This is a genomic window from Streptomyces sp. TLI_146 (assembly GCF_002846415.1).
In the GTDB taxonomy this organism is placed as follows: Bacteria; Actinomycetota; Actinomycetes; order Streptomycetales; family Streptomycetaceae; genus Streptomyces.
This window is the reverse complement of record NZ_PJMX01000001.1, coordinates 4,241,611-4,257,560: the sequence shown is the minus strand read 5'-3', so window position 1 is coordinate 4,257,560 and position 15,950 is coordinate 4,241,611. Positions and strand designations below refer to the sequence as shown.

Below are 15,950 nucleotides of genomic sequence, written 5' to 3'. Positions count from 1 at the left end.
GGAACCGGTACGGACCGAGGAGCCGGGTCCGGCCGAGGGCCCCGCTGAGGGCCCGACCGATCACTCGGCCGAGGACCCGGGCCCGGCCGAGGGCTCGGTGCCCGCCGAGGACCCCGTCCCGGCCGCCGACTCGACCGTGCTGTGCCGGCTGCGGGCCTTCGCCGTCCGGCACCCTGTGTACGCCGTCACGGCCGCCGCCGCCGTCGTGCACATCCTGTGGTTCTTCTTCTTCGCCAACAGCGGCGGCGACCTCGCCGCGCAGGACGCCTGGGCCGAGTTCGTCGGCCGCCACCCGGCCTCCGCGTACAACCTGGCCTGGTACGGCGGGATGCACCCCGTCTCGTACAGCGTGGTCTCGCCGTATCTGATGTCGGTGCTCGGCGTCCGGTCGACGATGATGATCGCCGGGACCCTGTCGGCCGGGCTGATCACGCTGATCCTGGTGCGGGTGCGGGCCGTCCGCAATCCGCTGCCGTGTGCCTTCGCGGCCCTCTTCGCCTTCCTGTGCAACGCCATGTCCGGCCGGGTGACCTTCGGGCTCGGCACGATGTTCGCGCTCGGCGCGGTCGCCGCGGTCTTCTGCTGGCCCCGCAAGTGGGCCGAGAACCGGTGGGCCAAGGGCGCGGTCGCCGCGCCGCTGGCCGGGCTCGCCACGGCGAGCAGCCCGGTCGCGGGCCTCTTCCTCGGGGTGATCGCGGCCGCGCTGTTCCTGAACGGGCGCCGCCCGGGCTCGTACGCCCTCGGTCTGCCGCCGGCCGCGGTCGTGGCGGCCTCGGCCCTGCTGTTCCCGTTCTCGGGCACCCAGCCGATGTCGCTCGCCTCGGTGTCGCTGCCGTTCCTGTTCGCGGTGATCACCCTCTTCTCGGTGCCGAAGGAGTGGCGGACGGTCCGCACGGGGGCCGCGGTGTATGGCGTGGGCGTGCTGCTCACCTGGATCATCGACTCGCAGATCGGGTCCAATGTGACCCGGCTCGCGATGCTCTTCGCGGGCGTGGTGTTCCTGGCCGCGCTGCCGTACGTGGTGCCGCGCTCGCGCAAGTGGTACGCGCTGGTCATCGCCTTCGCGGGGATGAACTTCTGGATCGGCTTCAAGGCCGTCGACGACATCGTCAGCACCCTGCCGGCCGCGTCCTGGGCGCGTGAGCTCGCGCCGCTCGTGGACCAGCTCCAGGAGGTCGGCGCGGAGCGCGGGCGGGTCGAGGTCGTGCCCGCGTCCAGCCACCGCGAGGCCTCGGCGGTCGCGCCGTACGTCAACCTCGCGCGGGGCTGGAACCGCCAGGCCGACATGGAACGCAACCCGATCTTCTACGACGACACGCTGAACGCCTCCAGCTACCAGGGCTGGCTGGGCCGCTGGGCCGTCCACTACGTGGTGCTGCCCATGGGCCCGCCGGACTCCAACGGCGCCGAGCAGGAGGCCAAGCTGATCCAGAAGGGTCTGCCGTACCTCAAGGAAGTGTGGCGCAACGACAACTGGCGGCTGTTCGCGGTCGACAACCCGACCCCGCTCGCCGATCCGCCCGCGGTGGTGGAGAAGGCGGGGGAGGGCGAGTGGACGCTGAAGGTCAGCGCGCCCGGGACCGTCCTCGTCCGCATCCCCTACTCGCCCTGGCTGAAGCTGGTGGACGAGAAGGGGAAGGGCGTGGAGCCGCCGCAGGAGACGCCGGAGTCCAAGAGCCGGGCCCATGGCACGCCGAAGACGTTCACCAACCCCAACGGGTGCCTGTGGAAGGCGCCGGAGGACGCGGCGGGCGACGAGTGGACGGAGCTGCTCGCGCCGAAGGCGGGCACGTACCGGCTGGCGGCCCCGTACAGCCTCCGCCGGGGCACGGCGTGCCCGACGGAACTCCGCCCCGACCACTAGCCCGGGGCTGCGCCCCCGCACCTCGCTTTCGGGGCTGCGCCCCGGGATGCCGTTCGTCTGCGGGCCGTCCCCAACTGGTCGCGCAGTTCCCCGCGCCCCTAAGCCCTCGTTCGTCTGCGGACCGTGGCCGGTTGCTCGCGCAGTTCCCCGCGCCCCTTAAATGCGCCCCTGCGGGGCGCCCAGGGGATTGCCGCGCAGCGGCATTTTCAGGGGCGCGGGGAACTGCGCGACCAGCCCACCACCGGCCCGCAGGCGAACACCGGGCCCCCGAAGGGTCACCCGCACCCGCAGGCCCCGTGCACCCCCGTCAGCGACCTCGCCCGCCGCGGCCCCGCGGGCGGCGCCGCGCCCTCGTGGACCACCCGGCCCCCCACCAGCGTCAGACGGACCCCGGTCCCCGACACCTCCGCGATCGGGACCCGCGTCACGTCGCGGTCGAGCACCACCAGGTCCGCCGCCATCCCCGGCAGCAGACGCCCGCTCACCCGCTCCATGCGCAACTGGTACGCCGTCCCCGCCGTGTGCATGCGCAACGACGACGCCCGGGTCAGGCCCTCCAGTTCGGGATACAGCGCGCCCTGCCCCGCCTCCGACCCCTCCCGGTCCACCGCCGTACGGACCTGGTTCCACGTCTGGAGCGGGTCCACCGGCCAGTCGGAGCCGCCCGCCAGAGCCGCCCCGTGGCGCTCCAGACTCCGCGCGGGATACATCAGCCGGTGCCGCTCGGGGCCGATGTACGGCAGCAGCGCCTCCATCGTCCAGATGTCCCGCATCGCCCACTGGAGCTGCATGCACGCGACCACCCCGAGCGGGGCGAAGCGGCGGTAGTCCGAGGGGTGGACGAGCTGGAGGTGGGCCACGGTGTGGCGGTTGCCGCGGCGGCCGTTCGCCCGTACCGCCGTCTCGTACCCGTCGAGCGCCGTCCGCACCGCCCGGTCCCCGATCGCGTGCGCGTGCAGCTGCCAGTCCGCCCGGTCGAACACCGTCGCCAGGCGGCCGTAGTCCCGGGACGAGACGTACAGGTCGCCCCGGTGGGACGTCGGCCTGCCCTCCGCGTCCAGGTACGGGGCCAGCAGCGCCGCCGTCTGCGACGGGTACTCGATCACCCCGTCCAGGAACACCTTCGCCGTGCCGAACCGCAGCCCCCGCACCTGCCCGTACCGCGCCCGCAGATCCCGTACGTGACGCAGCGCCCCCGCCGGATCCTTCGCCAGCTCCGGCCCGATCAGGAGCGCGGGCACGATCCGCTGCGGCAGCCGGCCGGCGGCGGACAGCGCGGCGTACGTGTCGAGCTGGTGGATGTCCACCGACGCGTCCATGAACGTGGTGATGCCCGACGCGGCCGCCTGGGCGAGCGCCTTGGCGCAGGCGTCCAGGAGTTCCGCCCGGCTCGGCGGCGGGATCACCCGCGTCAGGAGGTCCTGGGCCGTGTCCTTCAGCAGGCCGCCCGGCTTTCCGTCCGGGTCGCGCACGATCTGGCCGCCCGCCGGGTCGGGGGTGCTCGCGGTGATCCCGGCGAGGTCGAGCGCCCGCTGGTTGGCCCACGCGTTGTGCCCGTCGTTGCCGATGAGCGCGATGGGGCGGCGGGTCGGCAGCGCGTCGAGCATGCGGTGGTGCGGGACGGTCCCGGCGGGCAGCAGCCCGACCGGGTTCCAGTCCTCCACCACCAGCCAGCCGTCGGGCTCGTGGGCCGCGTCGGCGGCCAGGAACTCCCTTAGCCTGTCCTGGAGTTGATGGACCGTCAGGCTCGCTCCCTCCAGCGTCGGGTGGAGGCTGCGCTCGCCCGCGCCCAGCGGATGGGCGTGGCCGTCGTGGATGCCGCTCATGACCGTCGCCCCGCGCGCGTCGACGACCTCGGTGTCCCGGCCGATGTACCGCCGCAGCTCGGCATCGGTGCCGGTCGCCAGGATCCGGCCGTCCCGCCCGACGGCGACCGCCTCCCGTACGGGCGCGTGCGGCTCGCCGGTGAGCACCCGCGCCCGGTGCACGACGAGCGCGGCGGAGCGCCGCGGGGAGGAGGCGACGGCGGTACCGGGCGCCGCGACGGAGGCGGCGGCCGTCCCGAGGGCGGCCGCCAGCACCAGACGGCGGGAGGGAGAGGCGCTGCTGCGCATGGCTGCTCCTGGGGTGAGGGGGCGAGGGCGGACGGGTCCGGGGCGGCGGCCGCGAACCACCCGGCCGCGGACCGCGGTCGCGAGCGGCGGCCGTACGCCCCGTTTCGCACCGCACCCTTCGCGATTAATCCCTTAACCACCAGCGCCCCGCCGCAGCCGATCTGCTCCGCGAACTCCCGCTCGGGCAACGGATTCCGTACGCTGAGGCCGTGCCCCGAGTGACCCTCACCGATGTGGCCCGCGCGGCCGAGGTGTCCGTGGCGACCGTCTCCAACGCCCTCAACGGCACCGGCCGCATGGCCGAGCCGACCCGCGCCCGGGTGCGGGCGACCGCCGCTGCGCTCGGCTACGGCGAGCCCCCGCCCCGTACCCTCGCCCTCGCCGTCACCACGTACGGCACGCTCTCCTGGGACTTCGCGGGCATCCCGTTCTACGCCCGGGCGATCAGCGCCGCCACGGCCGCCGCGCACCGGCGCGGCTACGCCCTGATCGCCCTCCCGGCCGCGCCCGCCGAGTCGCTGTGGCGGACCGTGCCGGTCGCCGGGGCGGTGCTCCTGGACAGCCCGCCCGACGACCCCGTCGTCCGCGTCCTGCGCGCCCGGGGCCTGCCGCTGGTCTTCGACGGCCGCCCGGCGCGGCTCGGGGCGCGCGAGGCGTGGGTGGACAACGACCACCGGGCCACCACGCACGAGGTCCTGGACCACCTCGCCTCGCGCGGCGCCCGGCGGATCGCCCTGGTCGCGGGCCCGGGGGAGGAGCACTACACGCGCAGCTGCCGGGCGGCGTACGAGGAGTGGTGCGCGGCGCGCGGCAGCGAGCCCAGGGTCGTGCCGCTGGACTTCGACGACCGCGACGGCCGGACCCTGGACGCCCTGCTCGCCGGGCCCGGCCGCCCGGACGCGGTGCACGGCCTCTACGACCCGTGCGGCCACCGGGTGCTGGCCTCGGCGGCGCGCTGCGGGCTGCGGGTGCCGGACGACCTGCTGGTGGTGTGCGCGAGCGAGGATCCGGCGTACGAGAGAACCGCCCCGCCCGTCTCCACGGTGACGCTCGCACCGCACCGCACGGCCAGGGCCGCCGTGGCCGCGCTCGTGGATCTGGTCGAGGGCGGCCACGGCGGGTCGGGGCAGACGGTTCCGGCGCGGCTCACCCCGAGGGCTTCCTCGCTGCGGGCCGTCAACTGATCGGCGGCACCCATGCGTTGTCGTCCCAGAACCGCAGCTGTTGCGCCTTGGTGGGGTGCGCCAGGCGCGGGCCGCCCGGCTCGCCCAGGATCAGGGTGCTGGGGCGATCCGGGGAGAAGACCGGCCACGGCACGGTGCCGGTGTGCGCGAACGACGCCACCGCGTCCATGAACGCGGCGCTGACCTCCGCCTCGGCCGGGCCGTCGCCGCACGCGCCGACGTTCTCGGGGAGCCCGTAGGTGCCGAAGAGGAACGGCGAGGTGTGCTCGTGCGGGGTGCCGAACCACGGCGGTCGGGCCGGGTGCGCGAACTCCATGAGGTGGCCGGGCGCCGTTCCCGTACGGGCGTGCCGCTCGGCGAGCCGGACGTTCAGGTACCGGAAGAGCCCGTCGCCCCAGACGTCGGTCCACAGCGAGACCGGGTCCAGCGGCAGCCCGTCGGCCACGGCCGCCGCCCGGTACGCGTCGACGCACCCGTCCACCAGCGAGTCCGGCACCCGCGCCGCGCCCTTGAGCAGCACCCCGCGCACCGCCTCCCGCAGCGAGGCGTCGTCGGTGGGCGCGGGGGTGGGGATCGGGGAGCCGGGGCCGGTGTAGAAGGAGCCTTCGGTACGGGTGTGGACCGACAGGATGGGCAGGGCGGGGGTGGCCAGTTCGTGGTCGAAGCCGCGCATCCAGCGGCCGTCGACCACCGGGCCCCGGTACTCGCGCCCGCTGCCCACCGCCCGCCCGCCCGGAGCGCCGCCGAAGACCGTCCACCAGGCGTCCCGGAGCGCCCCGGCGGGCGCGGCGCGCAGTCCCCGTACGGTCGTGCCGAGCCGGGCGGCCACCTCCTCGTACGCCCGGCGCGCGTCCGGGACCGTCAGCGAGGTGGCGGGCTGCCAGACGTGGCAGGCGCTGATCGGGACGATCCGGCGGACCAGGCCGCGCAGTTCGGGGCGGAGCGCGAGCTGCCAGGCGGAGGCGCCGCCCGCCGAGGTGCCGCTGAGGGTGATGTTGTGCGGGTCGCCGCCGAACGCCTCGGCGTTGTCCCGCACCCAGCGCAGCAGCGCGGCCTGGTCCTGGAGGCCCCAGTTGGCGCAGTCGCCGGTGCTCTCGTCGGTCAGGTCCTCGTGGTAGCCGAAACCGAACGGCCCCAGGCGGTAGTTGAAGGTGACGACGACGAGGTCGCCGCGGACCGCGAGGCGGGCTCCGTCGTACGTCGGCAGACTGCCCGCGCCCACCTGCCAGCCGCCGCCGTGGATGTAGACGAGTACCGGGCGCCGCCCGTGCAGGGCGGGCGTCCACACGTTGGCGTAGAGGCCGTCCTCGCTGCTGGCGGGGTCGACGGTCTGGAGGAACGCCGGGGCGAACCGGGTCGCGTCCCGCACCTCCCGCCAGGGGCGCGGCGGCCGCGGCGAGGCGAACCGGAGCTCGTCCAGCGGCGGCCGGGCGTAGGGCACGCCCCGGAAGGCCAGGGCGCCGTCGGCGCGGGCCCCGGCCACCGGCCCGGCGGTGGTGCGGGCCACCGCCGGGCCGGAGGGGGCGGCGACGGCCGGTGCCGCCCAGCCCACGGCCGCCGCGGCCGAGGCCGCCAGGACCGCCCGGCGCCCCGGCGCGGGTGAGGGCATCTCAGCCCGCCTCGGGCACGAAGCGGATGCCGTAGCCGCGGATCCACGCGTCCAGGTCGATCAGCCGCTCCATGACCGCGCGCCCGCTGTAGGGCCCGCCGATCGAGTACGAGCCCACCGGCCGCTCCAGCAGGCGCCGCAGGCCCTTGGGGTCGACCAGGTCCAGGACGGGGGAGTCGCCCGAGGCCAGGGCCGTGATGCGGTCGCGCAGGGACAGCTCGTACTGGACGTCCTGGGTGGACGGGTACGGGCTCTTCTTGCGCTCCACGATCGAGCGCGGCAGCACGTCCTGGGTGGCGGCGCGCAGCAGGCTCTTCTCGCGGCCGTCGAACGTCTTCATCGCCCACGGGGTGTTGAAGACGTACTCGACCAGGCGGTGGTCGCAGAACGGGACGCGGACCTCCAGGCCCACCGCCATGCTGATGCGGTCCTTGCGGTCGAGCAGGAAGTTCACGAAGCGCGTGAGGTGCAGATAGCTGATCTCGCGCATCCGCGCCTCCTGCGGGCTCTCGCCGGGCAGGACCGGGACGTCCGCGATCGACTCCTTGTACCGCTGGTCGATGTAGGCGCCCAGGTCGAGCCGGTCCCACAGCCCCGTGGTGCGCAGGGCGTCCTGGCCGCCGGCCCGGCGGTAGGGCAGGTGCCAGGGGAAGGTGGCCGAGGAGACCGCTTCGGGGTCGTGGAAGTGGCTGTAGCCGCCGAAGAGCTCGTCGGCCGACTCGCCGGACAGGGCGACCGTGGAGCGGGCCCGTACCGCCTGGAAGAGCAGGTACAGCGAGTACTCCATGTCACCGGTGACCGTGGGCAGGTCGAGCGCCCGCAGGACCGCGCCGCGCACCTCGGGCGTGAGCAGCTGCGCGTTGTCGAGGACGATGTCCTCGTGGTCCGTGCCGATGTGGGCGACGGCCTCCTTCACGAAGGGCGCGTCCGGCGCCTCCCACACCGCGTTGGCCTCGAACCGCTCGGCGTGGCCGGTGAAGTCGACGGAGAAGGTGCGGATGCGTTCGCCGCCGCCCTCCTCGGCGAGCGCCCGGGCGGCGAGCGCGGTGACGGCGCTGGAGTCGAGTCCGCCGGAGAGCAGCGAGCACAGCGGCACGTCGGAGACGAGCTGGCGGCGCACGGTGTCGTCGAGGATCTCGCGGACCGTGCCGACGGTGGTGTCCAGGTCGTCGGTGTGCGGCCGGGACTCCAGCTGCCAGTACCGCGTCTTGCGCAGCCCGCGCCGCGAGAGCCGGACCATGCTGCCGGGCCGCACCTCGTACATCCCCCGGAACACGGCGTTCTCGGGCGTCATCGTCAGGCCGAACACCTCGCGCAGGCCCTCGGCGTCGACGACCGGCTCGGCCAGCGGGTGGGCGAGGATCGCCTTGGGCTCGGAGCCGAAGAGCACCCCGTCCTCGGTGGGGTAGTACAGGAGCGGTTTGACGCCCATCCGGTCGCGCACCAGGAGCAGTTCCTCGGTGCGGGTGTCCCACAGGGCGAACGCGAACATGCCGTTGAGCCGCTCGACGAAGGCGTCGCCCCACTCCAGATACGCCTGGAGCACCACCTCGGTGTCGCTGTTGGTACGGAACCGGTGGCCCCGGGCGCTCAGCTCGGCGCGCAGCTCGCGGTAGTTGTAGACCTCGCCGCTGTAGGTGACGACCGCCTCGGGGGCGACGCCGAACCCGGCGGCCATCGGCTGCCTGCCGCCCTCGATGTCGATGACCGCGAGGCGCCGGTGGCCGAGCGCGACGTGCCGGCCGGTCCACACGCCGCCCGCGTCGGGGCCCCGGCAGACCATGGTGGCGGTCATGGCCCGGGCGCTGTCCTCGTGCCGCGTCACGTCGTGGCCGTAACCGACCCAGCCCGCTATACCGCACATGTCTCAGACCCCCCTCTCGTCAGGCGTAGGTGTAGAACGGGCGGTGGTCGATGACCTCGGCGACGGTCCTGGTGTGCCACGGGAACAGCGGGGTGCTCGGGTCGGCGACCTCGGGGGTCGGCTCCTGCGGCAGGTAGTGCGGCACGTCCGGGTGGAGCGTCTGCCAGTCCGCCCAGATCTTGTCGATGAAGCAGTGGTGCAGGAAGAACACCGGGTCGTTGGGCGAGGAGATGTACATCATGTGGCCGCCCACCCACTGGTGCCCGGCGCCGTGCAGCTTCCCGGCCGGGGGCTCCCAGGCGAAGTTGGTGTAGCCCTCCAGGTGGTTGCGGAAGCTGTTGTACGGGGGCTGGCTGCCGGAGGTGTAGTTCCACGGCGGGCAGTCGTACACCGGCAGGTCCATCGTCTGCTGCAACTGCTCGGGCGAGGGCAGCGACGGCAGCTTCTGCCCGATGCGCCGGATCAGGAACTTGCGGTCGTCCACGGTGTAGTGGCCGTTGAGCGCCGGGTTCTCGTCGCCCTCGGGCTGCACGTTGACCTTGAGCTGCCAGCCGTTGGGGTAGGCGAACGGCCCGGTCATCACCATGCCGTCGGAGGGCCGCCCGTCGCCGCCCATGAAGTCGTCGGCCCACAGCGGGGAGTGGGGCGACTGGTCCTTGGTCCAGTCCCAGTACGGCAGGGTCACCGTCGGGTCGACCCGGCGCAGCTCCTTCTCGAACTCCATCAGGTACTGCCGGTGCCAGGGGAAGAACCCCGGGTTGATGTGGCCGACCCGCTTGCCGGTGTCCTTGTCCAGGTAGTCCTGGGAGTTGACGTCGACGTGGAGCTTGACGAACCGGTCGTAGATCCCGCGCCGCTTGATCTCCAGAACGGCCTTGATGAACCGCCGCCGCTCGCTGCGCGACATGTCCAGGTGGTTCCTGCGGACGTGCGTCATGGTCCTGTTCCTCAATCTCGCGGGATCACATGGAGTGGTGGAAGCCGTCGCCGAGCGGTACGAGGTTGGCGCCGTGCAGTTCGTCGACGGCGGCGCGGGCGGCGTGCAGCGGCGTCTTGGCGACCTCGTAGTGGCACAGGGCGCTCAGATAGGCGCCCTCGCCGAGCTTCATCAGGTGCAGCGGCTTGCCGTCGATGGAGACGGCGTGACCGTCACCGGCCTGGGTGACCCGTATGGTGCGGCCCTTGTAGGTCTCGGTGTGGTCGTCGCTCCGGGCGGCGGCGACGGCGGGAGAGCCGTCATGACGGGTGCCGTACACGGCCACCCCGCCGGCCCCGGCGATCCCGGTGGCAACGGTGGCGGCGACGGCGCCCCGCTTGATCACATCGCGGCGATTGAGCATGGGGGAGTCCTTTCTGTGGTGGGGGTGGGTGGGGGGCGCCCAGGACCGATGCGGTACTGGGCGCCCTACAGGGGCGCGGGGAACTGCGCGACCAGTTGGGGACGGCCCGCAGCAGACCGACGACCTAGAACCCGGTCACTTCTCCAGGCAGAACTCATCGATCGGGTAACCCACATGCCGGTCCTCGCTGGGCAGGAACCCCAGCACCTTGTCCCCCGGCTTCAGCTCCGTGCTGTTCAGGACGACACCCCCGGGTCCAAGGACCCGCACGTGCCAGTCGTCCTGAAGAATCAGATTCACCTGCTGCCCGTTCGGCGCCACCGCGTCGATAGAGATCAGCGGCCGCGACTCGATCTTGACGCGCCCGACCGTGACGAGCCGGGTCTGCCCCTTGATGTCCACGGCCAGGACCTTGCTGCCCGCCTTGAGCTCGCTGAGGTAGTTGGTCCGCTCGTCCTTGGAGAGGGTGTACGAGTGGATCGCCCCGGCGTTGACCCGGAACGGACGGGTCGGCATGTACGGCAGCGGGTGCGTCTCGCTGACGCACAGGATCATGCCCTTGGAGTGCGAGCCGACCAGGATGCCCTCGTCCTCGCGGAAGTACGTGCAGGTGTCGACGCAGGCCCGCTCGCCCATCCCGATGTGCTCGGTGTGGCGCACCTCCAGCTCGACCAGGTTGAGGTCGGGCACCTCGGCGGTGGCGGCCTTCTTCAGCTGGGCCGCGTCGCCGACGGCCTTGGGGGCCATCATCACGCCGTCCGAGCCGTGCTCCAGGACGCCGAAGATGATCTCGGCCTCCTCCACGTCCTGGGCCACCGTGATCATGCTGCCGGTGGACCGGGCGGCCGCCGCGATCACGATCTCCAGCGGGATCTTGGTGGGGTCGCGGAAGAGCAGCACGCTCCACTTCTCGGTGCGCGCGGACTCGCAGGCGTCCTCAAGGGTCGGCGCGTCGATGATCTCCACGAAGCGCCCGAACTCCACCTCCGGGTGCTTGATGGTGAGTTCGGCGGGGGTGATGCCGTGCCGGGCGGGGTCCACGATCACCACGGACGCGTCGCCGAACGACTCCGGCAGCGGCTTGCCCTGCGGGAAGAGCACCTTGGTGATGGTCGGCGGCAGGTCGGCCAGGTCGGCGGGGTCGTCCGCGACGACGCCCTCCAGCCGGTAGTGCAGGGCCTCCTGGAGGATGGCGTCCTTGGCCTCGCCGAGCGAACGGGCGTCGAGCCAGCTGAGCTTCATGGGGAGAACTCCTCTTAAGAGACGGTGGTCAGCGGTACGGCGAGGGATTCGGCGACCGCGGCGGGCGCGGGCACCTCGTGCGGTACGGGGTGGATCAGCCGGGCGACCTTGGCGGCCATGGCCCCGGGGTCCGGCGCGAGGAAGACGTTGCGGCCCATCGCCACGCCGCTGGCGCCGCCGCGCAGCGCCTCGTCGACGTACGCGAGCACCCGGGACTCGTCGGGCTCCCGGGGGCCGCCGACGACGACCAGGGGGACGGGGGAGGCGGAGGTGATGTCGCGCATCTCGGCGATCGACTCGGCGCAGACCGTCTTGACGATGTCGGCGCCCAGGTCGGCCGCGAGCGAGGCGGCGTGGGCGATCAGCGCCGGGTCGCGCGGGTTGGTGATCTTCGGGCCGCGCGGGTACATCATGGCGAGCAGCGGCACGTTCCACCGGTCGCAGGCGTCCGCCACGGCGGCCATGTCCGCGATCTGCTGCCGCTCCTGCGTGGAGCCCAGGTTGACGTGCACGCTGACCGCGTCGGCGCCCAGCCGCAGGCACTCCTCGACGCTGGCGACCAGGTACTTGTCGTTGGGGTCGGGGGCGTGCACGGTGCTGGCGCTCAGGTGCACGATCAGCGAGGTGCGGGCGAACCGGGCGGAGTCGACGTACCGCAGGCTGCCCTTGTGCAGGACCACCGCGTCCACACCGTTGTCGGCGAGCTGCCCGACCAGGTGGTCGAGACGGTTGCCGCCGGTCAGCGGGCCGTCGGTGACCGAATGGTCCAGCGGGACGATCAGCAGCCGGTCGCCGCCGTGGCGGTGGATGCGCCGCAGCCGTAACTGGCGTGCGAACGAATGGTGCAACATCATCGAACCTCCTCTGTCGGATCAGGCGGGCACGGGCGCGGTGAAGCCCGACCCGGCGTTGAGTGCGGCGAGACCGAACTCGTCGTGCAGGACCCGGGCGGCCCGGACCGCCTCGTCGTCCGGGACGGTCACCGAGATCCGCATCTGCGAGGTGGAGACGGAACTGGGCGCGATGGCTGCGGACTTGAGGCAGCGCAGCATCCGGGCGGTGCTGTCCGGGCGGCTGAGCAGTCCCGTACCGACCAGGGAGAGCTTGGTGATCCCCTCGTCGGACTCCATGGGCCGGCCCGGCGGCCCGGGGCGCCGGGCCAGGTAGTCGCGCAGCGGCTGTACGTCGTCGGTGCGCAGGGTGATGCCGATGTTCACGCCCGTGCTCTCGTCGGAGAGCGCCGCCATGTCGACGGAGAGGGACTCGCGGGCGAGGAAGGCGAAGACGTCGGTGGCCGCGTCCGCGTCACCCGCGCCGAAGCGCAGGGTCACCCGGGCCACGTCCGCGTCGAGGACCACTCCGGTGACGGTCGTCGGTGATTCGAGCATGGCGGCTTTCGTCTCCTCCCTGGCGGCGATCACGGTCCCGGGGCCGGGCCGTGCGGAGTGCTTGACGTGGATGTCGACGTTGCGCAGCGCCGCCAGCTCCACGGCCCGGGCGTGCATGACCCGGGCGCCGGCGAACGACATCTCGGCCATCACGTCGACGTCGACGACCGGCAGCACCGAGGCGCCGGGCAGCAGCCGGGGGTCGGCGGTGAACACGCCGTCGACGTCGGTGTAGATCTCGCAGTGGGCGGCGCCGAGTTCGGCGGCCACGGCCACCGCCGTGGTGTCCGACCCGCCGCGCCCCAGAGTGATCACGTCCCGGCGGGCGGTCAGCCCCTGGAACCCGGCGACCACCGCGACCGCGCCCTGGGCGAGCACCTCGCCGATGGCCTCGGTGTCGACGGCGACGATCACGCCCCGGCCGTGCGCCCCGGTCGCCAGGATGCCGGTCTGGGCACCGACCAGGGACACCGCCCGCACCCCGGTCCGGTGCAGGGCCATGGCGAGCAGCGCGGCCGACGCGCTCTCGCCGGTCGCGAGCAGTTGGTCGGTCTCCCGGCCCGCCGGGGGTGCCCCGACGGACTCCGTCAGCTGGAGCAGCCGGTCGGTGGTGTTGCCCCGGGCCGAGACCACGACGACCACGTCGCGGCCGGTGCGGCGGGCGGCCGCGACCCGCTGCGCCACGGCGCGTACCTGCTTGAGCGTGGCGAGCGAGCTCCCGCCGTACTTGTGCACCACGGGCCCGCGCCGGTCGGGGCGTTCGGCGTGCGAGGGGTCACCTCCGCCGTTCGAGAGAGCCATGAAGCAGTCCTTTCCTGCGGCTTCGGCGAGGCCGTTTCCCGGGTCCCCGTACGTCCCGTCCGGCCCCACCGGCGGTGACGCTCCCCGAGGTGCGTATCGGCCAGGTTTCACGCGGATATCGCGGAGCCGCGCGCGGCGATACCGGATGCGAAATGCCCCGTGCCGAAGGCACGGGGCATGGGGGAAATCGCTGGTGGGGACCGCGCCCCACCGGATTTCGTCAGAGTTTCAACGTTGCCTGGAGGCGGAGGTTGGCCTGCTGCAAACTGGTCAGCCGGGTGCGCATGGCCAGGGTGTGGTCGGTCCAGGACGTCTTCACGGCGCGATGCACGGGCTGCCGGATCAGCGAGCCGACGGGGGCCGGGCCCGGCTGCTCCGGGGCGGGCCGGGCGGGTGTTTCCAGGGACGGGTCCTCGGCGAGGATGGCCCGCTCCAGGGTGCGCAGCGACTCACCGGGGTCGATGCCGAGCTCCGCCGACAGGAGCGTCCGGGTCTCGCGGAACTGCCGCAGCGCGTCCGCCTGCCGCCCCGAGCGGTACAGGGCGAGCATCAGCTGGGCGCACATCTGCTCGCGGTAGGGGTTCTCGGCGACCTGCCGGTACAGCTCCCCGACGACCTTGCGGTGCCGCCCCATCTGGAGCTCCAGGTCGACGCACTCCTCCAGTACGGAGAGCTGCTCCTCGCGCAGCATGGTGGCGGCCTGGCGCAGCACCCTGCTCTCCAGGCCCGCCGCCACCGGGCCCTTCCACTGCGCCAGTGCCGAGCGGAACAGGTCCACCGCCTGCTCCGGCTGCTTGTCGCGGGCCGCCCGGCGCCCGAGGGAAGCCAGGTGCTCGAAGCGGGCCAGGTCGAGCGCGGTGCTGGGCAGCCGGATGCGGTATCCGGCGGGGTGCGTCTCGATGAGGTCGCCCACGCCCGCGCCGACGAACTGGCGGCGGATCGCCGAGACGCAGATCCGCACCTGTCCCTTGGCCGAGGCGGGCGGGGTGTCCTCCCAGATGGCCTCCAGGAGGCGTTCGATCGGTACGACGTGTTCGGCTTCCAGTAAGAGCGTCGCGAGCAGTGCCTGCTGCCTAAAGCCTCCCAGGCGGACCTTCCGGCCCGCGCATTCCACTTCAAGTGGGCCGAGTATCCGGAAAGTGAATGCTTGGTTTCCCGCTGACTGCATTGGCTGAGCCCTCCCCAAGTCGGCGTTCTAGCAAGACATTTCGGCCTCCGGAGGCCTGATTTCGGCCTCCGGAGGCTATTCCTGCCCGGCCGATGCGGCGGCCGGGCGGAACGTCTTCGGCAAGGATTTCAGATGGCCCGTGGAGTACGCGTGGAGGCGCCCGCCTTCCGCGTCCCTTTGGCGCCCGGCTACCGCGCCGGAGCCGTGGCCGGGGCGGCCGTCGCGGGGGCCGCGGCGGGCCGGTTGATCCGCAGGGAGAGCGCGAGCATGCCCAGCGCCACCACCCCCACGGCCAGCGCGGCGTAGCCGACGCCCGAGGCGCCGTCGGCGGAGTACCCGGCGGCTCCCGCCACACCGCCGGTGCTGATGCCGATGTAGATCGTGCTCTGGTGCAGGCCGAGCAGGAGCGGGGCGGACTGCGGCGCGGTCGCCACCAGCCGCATCTGCTGCGGCACGTTGATCATCCAGTGGCACACGCCCCACGCGACCGCCATCGCGATGCCCGCGCCCAGCGACTTGGACAGCAGCGGGGTGAGGGTGGCGGCGGCGACCAGGAGCGGCGCGGCGACCGTGATGGTGCGCACCGGCCCGATCCGGTCGGTCAGGCGCCCGGTGAGCAGGTTGCCCGACACCGCCCCGATGCCGAAGCAGAGCAGGATCAGCGAGGTGCGGCCCGCGTCGCCGCCGGTCGCCTTGTCCATCACCTCGTCGATGTAGTTGTAGACGGTCCAACTGGTGCTCAGGCAGAGCCAGGTGGCGATCAGTGTGACCAAAACGCGCGGCTGGCCCAGCGGCGCGAGCCGGGCCCGCAGGGTCGTCGCGGCCTGCCCCTTGAGCTGCGGGACGGTCGCCGCGATCCCGGCGGTCGCGACCGCCGTCAGCCCCACCACCAGCCACAGCGCCGCACGCCAGCCCGCCTGGTCGCCCAGCCAGGCGCCCAGCGGCAGGCCCAGCACGATGGCCGCGGTCAGCCCGCCCACCACCAGGGCCGCCGCCCGTCCGGCCCGCTCGGGCGGCACCATCGCCCGTGCCACGGCGAGAGAGTTGGCGGTGTACATGGAGGCGCCCGCACCGGCGACGACCCGGCCCACCATGGCCCAGGAGTAGTCCCCGGCCACGGCGGTCAGCGCGTTGCCGACCGCGAAGACGCCCAGGGCGCCCAGCAGCAGCTGGCGGGGCGGCCGGTGCCCGGTGGCCGCCGCGAGCAGCGGTCCGCCGATCGCGTACGCGAGGGCGAACGCGGTGATCAGCCAGCCCGCGGTGGTGCGGGAGACGCCGAAGTCGTCGGCCATGGGGTCGAGGATCGGCGCGATGATGAACGTGTCGACGCCCATCGCGAAGTTTCCCAGCGCGAGGACGAGAAGTCGCAGTCGCAC

At 73.2% G+C, this 15,950-nt stretch carries 12 protein-coding genes; 2 read left to right on the top strand and 10 right to left on the bottom strand.

All coding sequences use genetic code 11. The features are described from left to right. The first annotated feature begins 136 nt into the window (after positions 1 to 136). Positions 137 to 1,864 (top strand): MFS transporter, encoded by a 1,728-nt coding sequence (locus BX283_RS19045; protein ID WP_257584337.1) that lies wholly within the window; start codon positions 137 to 139, stop codon positions 1,862 to 1,864. A 275-nt stretch (positions 1,865 to 2,139) separates the two neighbouring features. On the opposite strand, the gene BX283_RS19040 is transcribed toward BX283_RS19045, so the two are convergent. Beyond that, entirely contained in the window at positions 2,140 to 3,978 is a 1,839-nt protein-coding gene (locus BX283_RS19040) for an amidohydrolase (protein WP_101388773.1), read from the bottom strand. 209 nt (positions 3,979 to 4,187) lie between these two features. Between BX283_RS19040 and BX283_RS19035 the strand changes: the two genes are divergently transcribed. Beyond that, positions 4,188 to 5,162 (top strand): LacI family DNA-binding transcriptional regulator, encoded by a 975-nt coding sequence (locus BX283_RS19035; RefSeq protein WP_257583118.1) that lies wholly within the window; start codon positions 4,188 to 4,190, stop codon positions 5,160 to 5,162. Here BX283_RS19035 and BX283_RS19030 read toward each other — a convergent pair. The 9 genes from BX283_RS19030 to BX283_RS18990 all read right to left on the bottom strand — a co-directional run bounded on the left by BX283_RS19030 (position 5,155) and on the right by BX283_RS18990 (position 15,950). Continuing rightward, the gene (locus tag BX283_RS19030; protein WP_101388771.1) at positions 5,155 to 6,771 is read right to left on the bottom strand and encodes a carboxylesterase/lipase family protein; all 1,617 of its coding nucleotides are present in this window, start codon (positions 6,769 to 6,771) and stop codon (positions 5,155 to 5,157) included. The two genes, BX283_RS19035 and BX283_RS19030, sit on opposite strands and share 8 nt — an antisense overlap. A 1-nt stretch (position 6,772) precedes the next feature. Beyond that, the gene (gene asnB / locus BX283_RS19025; RefSeq protein WP_101388770.1) at positions 6,773 to 8,635 is read right to left on the bottom strand and encodes an asparagine synthase (glutamine-hydrolyzing); all 1,863 of its coding nucleotides are present in this window, start codon (positions 8,633 to 8,635) and stop codon (positions 6,773 to 6,775) included. Between the two features lie 19 nt (positions 8,636 to 8,654). Then, positions 8,655 to 9,572: a tyrosinase family protein gene (locus tag BX283_RS19020; protein WP_101388769.1), complete on the bottom strand. Its 918-nt coding sequence runs from the start codon at positions 9,570 to 9,572 to the stop codon at positions 8,655 to 8,657. A gap of 25 nt (positions 9,573 to 9,597) precedes the next feature. Beyond that, complete coding sequence (locus BX283_RS19015; RefSeq protein WP_101388768.1) at positions 9,598 to 9,975, bottom strand: tyrosinase family oxidase copper chaperone; 378 nt, start codon at positions 9,973 to 9,975, stop codon at positions 9,598 to 9,600. 135 nt (positions 9,976 to 10,110) lie between these two features. Beyond that, positions 10,111 to 11,217 (bottom strand): 3-amino-4-hydroxybenzoic acid synthase, encoded by a 1,107-nt coding sequence (gene griH, locus BX283_RS19010; protein ID WP_101388767.1) that lies wholly within the window; start codon positions 11,215 to 11,217, stop codon positions 10,111 to 10,113. A 14-nt stretch (positions 11,218 to 11,231) separates the two neighbouring features. After that, the gene (locus BX283_RS19005; RefSeq protein WP_101388766.1) at positions 11,232 to 12,071 is read right to left on the bottom strand and encodes a 2-amino-3,7-dideoxy-D-threo-hept-6-ulosonate synthase; all 840 of its coding nucleotides are present in this window, start codon (positions 12,069 to 12,071) and stop codon (positions 11,232 to 11,234) included. 18 nt (positions 12,072 to 12,089) lie between these two features. Further along, positions 12,090 to 13,406 carry an aspartate kinase gene (locus BX283_RS19000; protein WP_101388765.1) on the bottom strand — a complete coding sequence of 439 codons (1,317 nt, stop codon included), beginning with the start codon at positions 13,404 to 13,406 and terminating at the stop codon, positions 12,090 to 12,092. A gap of 220 nt (positions 13,407 to 13,626) precedes the next feature. Beyond that, positions 13,627 to 14,520, bottom strand: coding sequence for an AfsR/SARP family transcriptional regulator (locus BX283_RS18995; RefSeq protein WP_180357194.1), 894 nt, complete (start codon positions 14,518 to 14,520; stop codon positions 13,627 to 13,629). 242 nt (positions 14,521 to 14,762) lie between these two features. Continuing rightward, positions 14,763 to 15,950, bottom strand: a complete 1,188-nt coding sequence (locus BX283_RS18990; RefSeq protein ID WP_101388763.1) for an MFS transporter — start codon at positions 15,948 to 15,950, stop codon at positions 14,763 to 14,765.

What these genes read in the sequence shown, in the direction of transcription:
- BX283_RS19040 (WP_101388773.1), bottom strand. Translation starts at nt 3,978, where the DNA reads ATGCGCAGCAGCGCCTCTCCCTCCCGCCGTCTGGTGCTGGCGGCCGCC.
- BX283_RS19020 (WP_101388769.1), bottom strand. Translation starts at nt 9,572, where the DNA reads ATGACGCACGTCCGCAGGAACCACCTGGACATGTCGCGCAGCGAGCGG.
- griH (WP_101388767.1), bottom strand. Translation starts at nt 11,217, where the DNA reads ATGAAGCTCAGCTGGCTCGACGCCCGTTCGCTCGGCGAGGCCAAGGAC.
- BX283_RS19005 (WP_101388766.1), bottom strand. Translation starts at nt 12,071, where the DNA reads ATGATGTTGCACCATTCGTTCGCACGCCAGTTACGGCTGCGGCGCATC.
- BX283_RS19030 (WP_101388771.1), bottom strand. Translation starts at nt 6,771, where the DNA reads ATGCCCTCACCCGCGCCGGGGCGCCGGGCGGTCCTGGCGGCCTCGGCC.
- BX283_RS19015 (WP_101388768.1), bottom strand. Translation starts at nt 9,975, where the DNA reads ATGCTCAATCGCCGCGATGTGATCAAGCGGGGCGCCGTCGCCGCCACC.
- asnB (WP_101388770.1), bottom strand. Translation starts at nt 8,635, where the DNA reads ATGTGCGGTATAGCGGGCTGGGTCGGTTACGGCCACGACGTGACGCGG.
- BX283_RS19000 (WP_101388765.1), bottom strand. Translation starts at nt 13,406, where the DNA reads ATGGCTCTCTCGAACGGCGGAGGTGACCCCTCGCACGCCGAACGCCCC.